Genomic DNA, 12,240 nt, shown 5'->3' with positions numbered 1-12,240 from the left:
CTGATAGCCCGTGGATGATGACGAGTCGGGGGGGCCTGCGTCAAGCCACCTCCCCGTCTCCGCCCGGCTGGAGGCGCCGCCGATGGGGCACGGGAGCCGCCCGCACCGGCGATCCGCGTGGAAAGGCGTTTTTCCCCCGATCAGGCGCCCTGCAACTCACCCTTGACATGCTGGCCGAAAACCTGGCGCAGTCCATCGGGGGGCAGGGCTCCGGGCAGCAGGCCGACGCAATCGCCCCCGTTGAAGAAGGCCATCGTGGGAATCGACTGGATATCGAAGCGCGAGGCGGTGGCCGGGTTGGCGTCCACGTCGACCTTGATCACCTGCAACTTCCCCTGAAAGTCCGGGGCCACTTCCTCGAGCGCCTTGCCCAGAAAGCGGCAGGGCGCGCACCAGGAAGCCCAGAAGTCGACCACCACGGGAAGCTCCGCTTCCCGGATCAGGCGATCGAAAGACGCGTCGGTGGCATGAATGATGAATTCGGACGAGCTGTCGGGATGGGTCTGCATGGTTTTCGGCTCCCGGCGCGGCTGGAATCTTTCGCCGCCCCACGCCATGAAGAGATGCAGAGCCGGGGGAAAGGGTACAGCAGGCGGGATCATTCCGCGGAGACTCGACCGGAAAGGTGATAGGCCAGTTCGGCGAGGCCTACGGAAAGATGTTCATGGCGCACGTAGACGCCTTCCGGTACGTCGATGCCGGCGGAGGCGAAGTTCCAGATGGCCTGGACACCGGCACAGGCCAGGCGCCGGGCCATCTCGCCAGCAGCCGCATCCGGCACCGTGAGTATGCCCAGGCGGACTTCCTTGTCCCGTACGATCTCGCCGAGCCGCTCCACCGGGTGGACGATCAGGCCTCCGATGGACGTGCCGATCTTGAGCGGATCGGCATCGACCAGCGCCACGACCTCCAGGCCGTAGCGGGCGAAACCCGGGTAGGCGATCAGGGCACTGCCCAGCCTGCCCGCGCCCACCACCACGGCCCGGTAGCCCTGGTCCAGGCCAAGCCGTTTTTCGATGGCCGAGAGAATCTCGGCCGGGCGGAAACCCACCCGGGGGCGCCCCCGCACCCCCACCGCGGCCAGATCCTTCCGCACCTGGGACTCATCGAGGCCCGCATGTTCGGCCAACCGCGCGCTGGACACCGCGGCCGAGCGCCCTTTCGACTGGCGGACGAAATGCAGGTAGCGCACGAGTCTTTCTACCTGCGCACGTTTGAGGGGTGGACCCGAGGTCGTCATGATTTTTCCCGCCAGATCGCCAAACTTTCGTTCTACGACTACTTGCGAGCTCCCGCGGGATCTCGCCCCACCGTGATTGTTTCACCACCAGCCGTCCCGGGGCAATCACCGCCCCGCCGCAGAGCGCGGCACCGGCCCCCGGTCACTGCCGCAACCCCGCACTGACGCACAACACGATCGCGGAAACCGCCGGAAAGGTCATTCCCATCGGCTACAGCCACCACTGCGCCATCGACTGGCACCATCCCAGCCGCTGCAACGGCCGGGCCGTGGACCGCTGCCGGGTCTCCGCCAACGCCAGTACCAAGACCCGTACCCAGAACCGAGCCTCCGGCAAGATCCGCGGCGGCGCGTGAGGGCCGGCCTGCGCGAGCGGCGTGTCGGGCCGTGTCCGTGAACTGTCCGCATTCCGGGCACCCTGACCGGACGCGGGCTGCCACCGGGCCCGGCGGGAAGGCCCTCCACCGACCCGCCCGCCGTGCTCTTTCCCCTTCCACGGCAGTCACTTGGCCGTGCACCGGCACCGGCTTCGGACGCCTTTGGCACCGTCGTTGCTTCGGTCCCGCCTCGCCAACCGATTCTACCCAGACCCCAGGAGGTGGCCCATGATCCGCTCGACCCGACTCGCTCCCCTCGCCCTGATCGCCCTGCTCTTGGCAGCCTTCGCCCTGCCTACCCTGGCCGAGCCCACCTTCGACCTGCGCATCGACCTGGCCCTCGACGATTCCACCGCGTCCGCCCTCCGACCGGGTGACGTGGTCCGGGTCGAGCTGCTGGCCGCCGAACAGTTCGGCGTCGAACCCGTCGAACAGCCGCTGCGCGAGGAGCGCACCGTGGGTCGGGACGACCTCCAGGCCGAGTGGCGCTTCGCCCGCGCCCTGGTTCCCGGGCAGATCTATCGCATGGAGATGACCATCATCCGCAACGGCGTCGAAGTGCGTTACCTTTCCGCCCTCTCCCGTCTTGCGCGCCATGCCGCGGACCACCCGGGAACCATGCGCCTGGTCCGCACGCGCCGGCAGGACAGGCGTCACACCCTCGTGATGCTCCATCGGGACGCCGACGGTGTGGTCCGGCTGTCGGTTTTCACCGCCTGATCGGCGACCCGGTACTCGCGCGCCCGGGGCCCCGGAAACCGGGGCCCTCAAGCCGACGCTGCCGCGGGATCCCGGGACTCCATGGCGGCCGCCGCCGTGAGAAAACTTCCGGCAGCCGCAACGCCGAACCACTTCTGTGCGGCCAGGTGGGCCTGGTGGACGAGCATGGGCCAACCGTTGAGTGCACGCAGACCCCGGGCCCGGACACGGCGCAGGAAGAGCGTCTCCCAGGGACGATAGACCAGGTCGACGACCAGGTCGGCCCTCAGCCACTCCACGGGCAACGGTGGCACCGCATCCACCGCGGGCTGCATGCCCAAAGGCGTCGCCTGGATCACCAGCGCCGCCCTACCGGCGACCCGTTGCAGCTCCGCCGCATGCCACGCCAGGCAGGCCTCGGCCAGTCCCGCGAAATCACGCGCCGCGCGCTCGGCGTCGCGACTGACCACCACCACCCGGCGACCGCGCCGGGAGAGCAGCTCGGCCACCCCGCGGGCCGCGCCCCCGGCCCCGAGGATCAGCACGGCGCCACCGGGGAGCGCCTCGCCCAAGACCGCACGGCAACCCGCCCAAAAGCCCTCCCCGTCGGTGTTGGCGCCGAGCAGCGAACCGTCTTCCCTGCGCACGATCACGTTCACGGCTCCCGCACGCCGCGCCGCCGGTTCGAGCTGATCGAGCCTGGGGGCGATGGCGGTCTTGTGGGGAATCGTCACGTTGACTCCCCGCCAGTGGCCGGCGCGCAGCCGGGCCAGCGCCGCGTCGAGGTCCCCGGGCGCCACGTCCACCGCCTGGTAGACCAGGTCCGGCCCGCCCCTCGCGCTCCAGGCCGTGAAAATCCGGGCGGAGCGGCTGTGGCCGACGGGATGCCCCAGCAGGGCCAGGCGTGCGGGACCGCTCACGCGCGCATGCGCTCCAGGTCATCGAAGAAGCGGGGATAGGAAATAGCCACCCAACCGGGATCCTCCAGCACGCTCCCGCCACGGGCGTGGGCGGCGAGGAAGGCGGCACACATGGCGATCCGGTGGTCGCCTTCCGCCGAAACCCGGGCGCCCTCGAGCCGGGCGCCGCCGCCGATCAGCATGCCGTCGTCGGCTTCTTCCACGTCGGCGCCGAAGGCCCGCAACAGGGCCACGGTGGCGGCGATGCGGTCCGACTCCTTGCGTCGCAGCTCCGCCGCGCCGCGAATGACGGTTTCCCCCTCGGAAATGGCGGCCACGCAGGCGAGCAGCGGAATCTCGTCGATCGCGTCGACCACGTCGGCGGGACCGACCTCGATGCCTTGCAACTCACCGCCGCGTATCGCCAGCCGCCCCCTTGGCTCCGCCGCCTCGGTGATCACTTCTTCATCGATCTCGGCGCCCATCCGGCGCAACAGGCGGTAGAAACCCAGGCGGGTAGGATTCAGGCACAGGTCTTCGACCACCAGGTCGCTGCCCGGCAGGCTGGCCGCAAGGGCCACCGCGCAGGCCGCCGACGAGGGATCTCCAGGCACCACCAGGGAGAGCGGGGAAAGGGCCAGGCAGCCCCCCCCCACCCGGTGGTGACAGCCCCGCCCGTCGACCGGCTGCAGCGGCGCTCCCATCGCCCGCAGCAGTCTTTCGGTGTGGTCCCGGGTCAGCCGTTCTTCCTTGACCTCGCTGGAACCCTCGGCCTGCAGGGCGGCGAGGATCACGGCGCTCTTGACCTGGGCGCTGGCCACCGCCGTGGAGACCACCGCGCCGTGCAGGCCACCTCCGACCACGGTCAGCGGCAGCGTGTCGCCCCCTTCGATCACCGCTCCAAAGGCGGCCAGGGGCTCCCGCACCCGGGCCATCGGCCGGCGGGAAAGCGAGGCGTCACCGCTGAGGCGAAAACGGCCCCGGCGCCCGGCCAGCAGACCCATCATGAGCCTCGCGGTGGTGCCCGAGTTGCCGCAATCCAGATCCAACAGCGACGAGGGATCGTCCTGATCGAGAGTCGACCAGCCATGTCCCTCGACGACCAGGGCCTCGTCTTCGTCACGCAGGACCGCTCCGGCCCGTTCCAGCAGACGGCGGGTACTGCGTACGTCCTCACCGGGCGCCAGGCCCGCGATGCGACTCGTCCCGCGGGCCACCGCCGCCAGCATCAGCGCGCGGTGGGAAATCGACTTGTCACCCGGAACACGGATACGGCCCCGCACCCGACGGCAGGGTGCCAGCTTGCGTTCACCGCTCACGCTCGCTCTTCTCCTCGGCGGCAGGCGCCAGCCGCCGGTCCACGGCGGCGCAGATCCGCCTCACCCTTTCCATCATCGCATCGAATCCATCGAAGGTGAGGCTCTGCCGACCGTCACTGAGGGCTTTTTCGGGCTCCGGGTGGACCTCCACCATCAGCCCGTCGGCCCCGGCCGCCACCCCGGCCAGGGCCAGGTCGGGCACCATCTCGCGCAAACCCGCGGCGTGGGAAGGGTCGACGATCACCGGCAGGTGGGAGCGGGCCTTGACCACCGGCACCGCCGCCACGTCGAGGGTGTTGCGGGTCGCCGTCTCGAAGGTACGGATACCCCGCTCGCAGAGCACCACCCGGGGGTTGCCCGAAGCCACCACGTACTCCGCGGCCATCAGCAACTCCTCGGCGGTGGCCATCAGCCCCCGCTTGAGCAACACCGGGCGCGGCTGTTCCCCCACCGCCTGCAGCAGGCGGAAATTCTGCATGTTGCGCGCGCCGACTTGCAGCACGTCGGCGTATCGCGCCACCAACTCCACGTCGTCGGGCGCCAGCACCTCGGTGACCACGCCCAGGCCGGTTTCCTCCCGGGCCCGGGCCAGGAGCTCGAGCCCCTTCTCCCCCAGTCCCTGGAAGCTGTAGGGCGATGAGCGCGGCTTGAAGGCACCACCCCGCAAGAGCCGCGCCCCGGCGGCCGCGACCCGGCGAGCCGTGGAAAGAAGCTGGTCGAGAGATTCCACCGAACAGGGACCGGCGATCACCACCACCTCCCTGCCGCCGATGGTGACGTCCCCCACCTTGACCCGGGTCGACCGCGGTTGATGCTCGCGGGAAACCATCGGGTAGGGTGGTGCCACGGGGCGTACCTGCTCGACACCGGGCAGGGCGGCGAGGGGCTCGGCCAGGCGCGCGGCACCGTCGCCGATCACGCCCACCAGGCTGCGCCCGCCGGCCTGGCTGACCTGCACACGAAAACCTTCTCCCTCGATGAAGCGTACGATCTCGGCCTTGACCCGGACGCTGCAGCCTTTCTCCAGTACGGCGATCATGACTCCTCCTTTCCAGTCCCGGCGATCAGCGCCTCGAGAAAGGCGCCGGGATCGTCTCCCCGTTCGAGAGCCTCCACCAGCGCCGATCCCACGATCACGCCATCCACCTCACCCGCCAGGGCGGCGACCTGAGCCGCCGAACGGATGCCGAAACCGGCACAGACCGGCAAGGCGGCCGCGGATCGAACGCGTCCCAGGTACTCCCGCACCGCCGGGGAAACGCTGACCTGGCCCCCGGTGATGCCGGTGGTGGTCACCGCGTAGACGAAACCCGCGCTGGCCCGCACCAGACGATCGAGGCGCCCGGGCGCGGTGACCGGAGTAACCAGTTGCACCAGGGCCATCGATTCCCGCTGCAGCAGTTCGCGCAACAGGCCCGCCTCTTCGAGGGGCAGGTCGGGGACGATCATCCCCGCCACGCCGGCGGCGGCCGCCCGCCTCACGCAGCGCTCGAGCCCCCCGGCCAGCAGGGGGTTGAGATAGCTCATCAACACCACCGGCGCGGCCAGTTCCTCCCGCAACGCCTCGAGCTGTTCAAGGATCCACTCCAGCGTGACCCCGGCCTCGAGAGCCCGCCGACTGGCCCGCTGAATGGTGGCGCCGTCGGCCATCGGGTCCGAGAAAGGCACCCCCACCTCCACCACCGCCGCCCGCGCCGCGGTGGCCAGCAACGCCGGCCGAAAGGCCTCGAGGGAGGGAAAACCCGCCGTGAGATAGGCCACCAGGGCGGGTGGTCTCGCCCGACCCAGGGCCGTGGTCAAGGCCTGGGCGCCCTTCATCGGCCCTGGCTCCCGGCGAGGGCCGGCAGGTCCTTGTCCCCTCGCCCCGACAGGCAGATCAACACCCGGGCCCCGGGATGCTTCGCCGCCCAGCGCCGCGCCCCCGCCAGCGCGTGGGCCGATTCGAGGGCGGGCAGAATGCCTTCCGCCGCACAGCACTCATCGAGAGCTTCGAGGGCCTCCTCGTCGCTGGCCGTGGTGACCTCCACCCGGCCGATGGCCACGAGCAGGGCGTGTTCCGGTCCCACCCCGGGGTAGTCGAGACCCGCGGAAACCGAGTGGGTCTCGATCACCTGGCCGTGGCGATCCTGAAGCAACAGGGAGTAGGCGCCGTGCAGCACGCCCGGCGTGCCCCGGGCCAGGGTGGCGGCGTTGTCCCCCACCGCGGTACCCCTCCCCCCGGCTTCCACCCCCAGCAGGCGCACCCGGCGATCGGCCAGCAGGGGATGGAACAGGCCGATGGCGTTGGAGCCTCCGCCCACACAGGCCACCGCCACGTCCGGCAACGCGCCCTGGTGCTCGAGGATCTGCCGGCGGGCCTCTTCACCGATCACCGCTTGCAGGCGCTGGACGATCCATGGATACGGATGGGGCCCCACCGCCGAACCCAGCAGGTAGTAGCTCTCCTCCGGATCCGCGACCCAGGCCCGCAGCGCCTCGTCGATGGCGGCGCGCAACGTGCGATCGCCGGAAGTCACCGGCACCACTTCGGCTCCCAGGCGCTGCATGCGATCCACGTTGGGAGCCTGGCGCTCCACGTCCACCGCGCCCATGTAGACGGTCACCGGCAAGCCCACCCGGGCGCAGGCGGCGGCCGCCGCCACCCCGTGCTGGCCGGCGCCGGTCTCGGCGATCACGCGCCGGGCTCCCATGGCCTGGGCCAGCAGGGCCTGCCCCAGGGCGTTGTTGATCTTGTGGGCCCCGGTGTGGGCCAGGTCTTCCCGCTTGAGAAAGACCCGGGCCCCCCAGCGCCGACCCAGGCCGCGGGCTTCGGTCAGGGGCGTGGGGCGCCCCGCCCAGCTCGCCAGTTCCGCCTCCAGGCGACCGACGAAGGTGGGGTCGACGAGCAACGCCCGGGACCTTTCCTGGAGCCGGGCCAGGACACCCGCCAGCAGCTCGGGAACGTAGCAGCCGCCGAAAGGACCGTAGCGACCTCGCGCGTCGGGCCATTCGCCCCGAATCAGGGCCTCGAGGACCTCGTCGCCGTCCAAGGCGGCGCCATGCCTTTCCTGCATCATTCCTCTCCCACGGTGCGTTCGGCCTGCCGCACCGCCCTGACGAAGGCGCGGATGCGCGCCGGATCCTTCTCGCCCCGCTCCCGCTCCACCCCGCTGCTCACATCGACGCCCCAGGGCCTTACCACGGCGATCGCCCGGGCCACGTTCTCCGGGTCGAGGCCTCCCGCCAGAAACAGCCGGCGACGGCGGGCCCAGCGCGCGGCCTGTTCCCAGTCCGCCGGCCGGCCCACGCCGCTGCAGGGACCTTCGAAGAGCAGGCTCTGACCCTCCGTGGTGGCGGCGAGTTCCTCCTCGTTGCGACAGACCGGCAGCAGGCAGCGTGGCGGCAGGGCGGAAAAGAGCGCCTGGTCGGCCATGTCGGCCTGCACCCAATCCGGGCGCAGGGCGGACAGCACCTCGGCGACGAGCTTCGGCGCGGGCCGGCGAAACACCGCGACCCGCGCCACGGGGGCGGGGACAGCGGCCGCCAGGCGCGCCGCGGCGGCGGGATCGACCCGCCGCGGCGAGTCGGCGAAGACCAGGCCCACCGCGTCGGCACCGGCCTCCGCCGCGGCTTCGATCGCCTCCACCGTGCGCAGGCCGCAGATCTTGATCCGCACCCTCATCCCCTCGCCTCCCGCCGGCCGGCGGCGAGCATGTCTTCGATCAGGACGGCGGGGTCCACCGCCCGCATCAGGGCGGTGCCGGCCAGCAGGCCCCTGTAACCCATCCGGGCCACGGCGGCCGCACCCCCGGCATCGCTCACGCCGCTCTCCGCCACCAGGGGCCACGAACCCGGCGCCCGGGGAGCCAGCCGCTCGAAGCGCGTCGGCTCCACGGCGAGGGTCTCCAGGTTGCGGCAGTTGATGCCCACCAGCAGCGTGCCGACATGGGCCGTCAACGCCGCGACGCGCTCGAGGTCCTGTTCGTCGAAGGCCTCGACCAGACAGAACAGGCCCACGCGATCGGCGGCATCGAGCATTTCGCCGAACAGGTCGCCCGGCAGCATCCGCACGATCAGCAGCACGCCCGCCGCACCCCAGGCGCGGGCCTCGAGGACTTGCAGAGGATCCACCAGGAAGTCCTTGCGCATCACCGGCAGAGCCGTCGCCGCCGCCACGCCCCCAAGCATTTCGAGACTCCCGCCGAAACTCTCGGGTTCGGTGAGCACCGAGATCGCCACCGCCCCCGCGCCTTCGTAGAGCCGGGCCCGGGCGGCGGCCCGGCTGACGGAAAGCGTGGCGGCCAGAGAACCCTCCGACGGCGACCGGGGCTTGATCTCGGCGACCAGGTCGAAGCCCCCGCCCCCGAGGTCCGGCGGGGGCGGCACCTTCGTCCCGAGGGCCCGCGCCTCCAGCGAACCCCGGTCGCCCCCCGCGTGCAGGCGCCGGGCCCGCCGGCGGGCACTTTCGGCCATACGAGCCAGAAAACCGCTCATGGCCCGCTCTTCCCGGCGGCAAAGGCCCGCAAGCGGGCCAGGACCCGCCGGGCGGCGCCGGAGTCGATGGCCTCCGCAGCCCGCGCCACGGCGCTTCGGCCGTCGTTCTCCCGGCCCGTCAGCTCGAGGACGAGAGCCGCACCGAGCACCAATGCGTCCCGGTGGGCACCGGTCTCGCCATCGAAGACCCGCTCGAGGGCCGCCGCGTTGGCCTGACTGTCCCCACCCGCCAGATCTTCGGGGCGGCAGCGAGCCAGACCCCAGTCCAGGGGATCGCAGCGGCGCTCGCTGACCACGCCGGGACGCACGTCGAGCAGCAGGAACTCTCCGCAGGGCGTGGCCTCGTCCCAGCCCGGCTCGCCGTGGACGACGAAGGCCCGGCGCAGGCTCGTGTCACCGGCCAGGCACTGGGCCATCAGCCGGGCCACTTCCGGGGACCAGGCGCCGACCAGGGCGAAGTCGGGCTCGGCAGGATTGACCAACGGGCCGAGGATGTTGAACACCGTGCGCACGCCCATGGCGCGGCGGATGGGCACGACGCTTCTCATCGCCGGGTGATACCAGGGAGCGAAGAGGAAAGTGAAGCCCGCCTGCTCCAGGCAGCGACCGGCAGCGGCGGCATCGAGGGGCAGGCGCAGACCGAGGGCTTCGAGCAGGTCGGCGCTGCCCGAGCGGCTGGAAACGGCCCGGTTGCCGTGCTTGACCACCCGTAGCGAGCAGGCGGCGGCCAGCAGGGCCGTACCCGTGGAGATGTTGAACGAGCCCGACCCATCGCCTCCGGTGCCCACCACGTCCACCAGGCCCTCGCCCCTTTCCACCTCGGGTCGGCGGGCCAGTTCGCGCAGAGCCCGGGAGAAACCGCGAACTTCCTCGGCAGACTCGCCCTTGAGGCGCAAAGCCGCCAGCAGCGCCCCCGCCAGGGCCGGCTCCAACTCGCCCGAGGCCAGCGCCTTCATCAGGGCTGTGGCCTGGGACTCGCCCAGATCGCGGCCGCCAAGGAGTTGCTCGAGAAGTTCTGTCACAGCTCTTCCTCCGCGTCCTGGTCGAGGAAGTTGCGCAGCAGGCTCTCACCCCGGGGCGTGAGAACGCTCTCCGGGTGGAATTGCACGCCTTCGACAGGCAGCGAGGTGTGGCGCAGACCCATGATCTCTCCGTCGGAAGTGTAGGCGCTGACGCTCAACTCGCCGGGCAGATCGTCTTCGAGCACCGCCAGGGAGTGATAGCGGCCCGCGGTGAAGGGGTTGGGCAAACCCTGGTAGAGGGTGCGGCCGTCGTGGTAGACCTCCGAAGGCTTGCCGTGCATCAGGCTGCGGGCCGGGCCGACACTTCCCCCGAAGGCGGCCGCCAGGGCCTGGTGGCCGAGACAGACCCCCAGCACCGGGACCTTGCCGGCGAAAGCACGAATCGCTTCGACGCTGATGCCGGCCGTCTCGGGACGTCCCGGGCCCGGGGAGACCAGCAGGTGCGTCGGCTCGAGGGCCCGGGCGGCCGCCAGGTCGATGGCGTCGTTGCGCTGTACGAGCACTTCCGCGCCCAGTATGCGCAGAGCCTGGACCAGATTGAAGGTGAACGAGTCGTAATTGTCGATCAGCAGCACGCGGCAGCTCACATCTCACCTCCCGCCACTTCCATCGCTCGCCGCAGCACTGCGCTCTTGGCCAGCACCTCTTCGTACTCGCGACGGGGAACGGAGTCGGCCACGATTCCGGCGCCCGCCTGGAAGGTATAAGTATCGCCCTCGAGAACCAGAGTCCGGATGGCGATGGCCTGGTCCATCTTTCCCTGGTGGCCGAAGTAGCCCACCGTGCCCGCGTAGACGCCACGCGGGACAGGCTCCAGCTCGTCGATCAGTTCCATCGCGCGGATCTTGGGCGCTCCGACGACCGTTCCAGCCGGGAAGGCCGCGGCGAAGAGGTCGAAGGCGTCGGCATCGGGCAACAGCACACCCTCCACGCCGCTGACCAGGTGCATCACGTGAGAGTAGCGCTCGATGATACGCGAGGGATCGACCCGCACCGTTCCCGGCACGGCCACGCGGCCCAAATCGTTGCGGGCCAGATCGACCAGCATCACGTGCTCGGCAGCCTCCTTGGGGTCAGCGAGCAGTTCTTCCTCCAGCCGCCGATCCTCCGCCTCGTCCGCGCCTCGGGGCCGCGTGCCGGCGATCGGACACAAGGTGGCTCGACGGCCATCGAGACGCACCAGGGCTTCCGGGGACGAGCCGATCACCGTTCGCTCACCGAACGTGCAGGTGTACATGTAGGGCGAGGGATTGAACAGGCGCAGGGCCCGGTAGACCTGGAAAGGGTCCACGTCACAGCGCCCGGAAAAGCGGATCGAGAGCACGAGTTGGTAGACCTCTCCCGCAGTGATCTCCCCTTGCACTCGCCGTACGGCGGCTTCGAAGGCACCGGGGGTGAAGCTGGCCTCAACCGGCGAAGGAGGACGGCCGGCCCGGGTGCGCACGGTCGTCGAGCGCAGCGCCGTCTCCACCTCCCGCCGCAGTGAGCGCCGTTCGGCCTCGCTGCCATCGTGGAATACCGCCGCGCGCCGGGTCAGGTGGTCGAAGACGAGCAGGGAGCGCGGCGCGGTGGCCATCAACTCGGGTCCAGCGCCCGGCGGCAGAGGCGGCAAGGACTGACCTTCGAAGTCGCGCACCAGGTCATAGGAAGCCACCGACACCAGCCCGCCGGCAAAGGGGCAGGCCCCGCCCTCGGCCCGGGGCTGCGGCGCACGCTCGAGGGCTCCGCGCAGGGCATCGAGAACGGCTTCGCGGCTGTTCGGACGGGGCTGACGTTTGCCGCCCATCTGCAGCCCTGCGCCGTCGAGCAGCAGGTCCTCGCCGCCACCGAAGCCGATGAACGAGTAGCGGGCCTGGCGTTCGCCGCCCTCCACGCTCTCGAGTAGAAAACGCGGCTGCAGGGGCTGCAGCTTGAGGTAGGCCGACACGGGCGTGTCGAGATCGGCTGCAATGTCGAATGGTGGCTTCATGCCGCATCCTCCGGGCCCCGTGGCCCACTCTGAACAAACGAAAACCCACCTCCGTGGAGGTGGGCTCGGTGGGTGCCGCCGTCGCAAGCCGCGATCAACTTCCCGCCGGAGTCACCTCCGTACAGTCGACGGACCAGAACCACCATCCGGTGGTGGGCAGTCGGCGGGCAGCGTCACGGTAAATCGTCATCGCGCCCCAACAAGTACTCCCTCCCTCCCTTCCCGTCAACCGGAAAAGCTCG

General features: G+C 70.7%; 13 protein-coding genes. 1 reads left to right on the top strand and 12 read right to left on the bottom strand.

All coding sequences use genetic code 11. From position 1 onward, the window contains the following. Nucleotides 1-140: 140 nt before the first annotated feature. Together Q9Q40_11725 and Q9Q40_11720 are read right to left on the bottom strand one after the other, a co-directional pair. Nucleotides 141-509 carry a thioredoxin domain-containing protein gene (locus Q9Q40_11725; protein MDQ7007890.1) on the bottom strand — a complete coding sequence of 123 codons (369 nt, stop codon included), beginning with the start codon at nt 507-509 and terminating at the stop codon, nt 141-143. Nucleotides 510-598: 89 nt separating this feature from the next. Next, on the bottom strand, nt 599-1,240 hold the full coding sequence (locus tag Q9Q40_11720; protein ID MDQ7007889.1) for a redox-sensing transcriptional repressor Rex: 642 nt from the start codon (nt 1,238-1,240) through the stop codon (nt 599-601). Between the two features lie 605 nt (nt 1,241-1,845). Between Q9Q40_11720 and Q9Q40_11715 the strand changes: the two genes are divergently transcribed. Next, complete coding sequence (locus tag Q9Q40_11715; protein ID MDQ7007888.1) at nt 1,846-2,337, top strand: hypothetical protein; 492 nt, start codon at nt 1,846-1,848, stop codon at nt 2,335-2,337. A 47-nt stretch (nt 2,338-2,384) separates the two neighbouring features. Here the strand turns inward: Q9Q40_11715 and Q9Q40_11710 are convergent, their stop codons facing one another. Genes Q9Q40_11710 through Q9Q40_11665 form a run of 10 tightly spaced genes read right to left on the bottom strand, consistent with a single transcriptional unit; the run spans nt 2,385 to nt 11,998 of the window. Next, on the bottom strand, nt 2,385-3,236 hold the full coding sequence (locus tag Q9Q40_11710) for a shikimate dehydrogenase (GenBank protein MDQ7007887.1): 852 nt from the start codon (nt 3,234-3,236) through the stop codon (nt 2,385-2,387). Further along, the gene (aroA, locus tag Q9Q40_11705) at nt 3,233-4,534 is read right to left on the bottom strand and encodes a 3-phosphoshikimate 1-carboxyvinyltransferase (GenBank protein MDQ7007886.1); all 1,302 of its coding nucleotides are present in this window, start codon (nt 4,532-4,534) and stop codon (nt 3,233-3,235) included. The genes Q9Q40_11710 and aroA overlap by 4 nt, the downstream gene beginning before the upstream one ends. Continuing rightward, a complete protein-coding gene (aroF, locus tag Q9Q40_11700; protein ID MDQ7007885.1) occupies nt 4,524-5,573 on the bottom strand; it encodes a 3-deoxy-7-phosphoheptulonate synthase in 1,050 nt (349 codons plus the stop codon). Before aroF ends, aroA begins: the two co-directional genes overlap by 11 nt. After that, nucleotides 5,570-6,352, bottom strand: a complete 783-nt coding sequence (trpA, locus tag Q9Q40_11695) for a tryptophan synthase subunit alpha (protein ID MDQ7007884.1) — start codon at nt 6,350-6,352, stop codon at nt 5,570-5,572. Before trpA ends, aroF begins: the two co-directional genes overlap by 4 nt. After that, a complete protein-coding gene (trpB, locus tag Q9Q40_11690; protein MDQ7007883.1) occupies nt 6,349-7,590 on the bottom strand; it encodes a tryptophan synthase subunit beta in 1,242 nt (413 codons plus the stop codon). The genes trpA and trpB overlap by 4 nt, the downstream gene beginning before the upstream one ends. Then, nucleotides 7,587-8,195, bottom strand: coding sequence for a phosphoribosylanthranilate isomerase (locus Q9Q40_11685; GenBank protein ID MDQ7007882.1), 609 nt, complete (start codon nt 8,193-8,195; stop codon nt 7,587-7,589). The genes trpB and Q9Q40_11685 overlap by 4 nt, the downstream gene beginning before the upstream one ends. Next, complete coding sequence (locus Q9Q40_11680; protein ID MDQ7007881.1) at nt 8,192-9,007, bottom strand: indole-3-glycerol-phosphate synthase; 816 nt, start codon at nt 9,005-9,007, stop codon at nt 8,192-8,194. Before Q9Q40_11680 ends, Q9Q40_11685 begins: the two co-directional genes overlap by 4 nt. Continuing rightward, entirely contained in the window at nt 9,004-10,029 is a 1,026-nt protein-coding gene (gene trpD, locus Q9Q40_11675) for an anthranilate phosphoribosyltransferase (GenBank protein ID MDQ7007880.1), read from the bottom strand. Before trpD ends, Q9Q40_11680 begins: the two co-directional genes overlap by 4 nt. Then, nucleotides 10,026-10,616 (bottom strand): aminodeoxychorismate/anthranilate synthase component II, encoded by a 591-nt coding sequence (locus tag Q9Q40_11670; protein MDQ7007879.1) that lies wholly within the window; start codon nt 10,614-10,616, stop codon nt 10,026-10,028. Before Q9Q40_11670 ends, trpD begins: the two co-directional genes overlap by 4 nt. Further along, nucleotides 10,613-11,998 carry an anthranilate synthase component I family protein gene (locus tag Q9Q40_11665; protein ID MDQ7007878.1) on the bottom strand — a complete coding sequence of 462 codons (1,386 nt, stop codon included), beginning with the start codon at nt 11,996-11,998 and terminating at the stop codon, nt 10,613-10,615. Before Q9Q40_11665 ends, Q9Q40_11670 begins: the two co-directional genes overlap by 4 nt. Between the last annotated feature and the right edge of the window lie 242 nt (nt 11,999-12,240).

This window comes from Acidobacteriota bacterium (assembly GCA_030949985.1).
Classification (GTDB): domain Bacteria; phylum Acidobacteriota; class Polarisedimenticolia; order J045; family J045; genus JALTMS01.
Note: the sequence above shows the minus strand (reverse complement) of the source record. Positions and strands in the feature narration are given on the sequence as shown.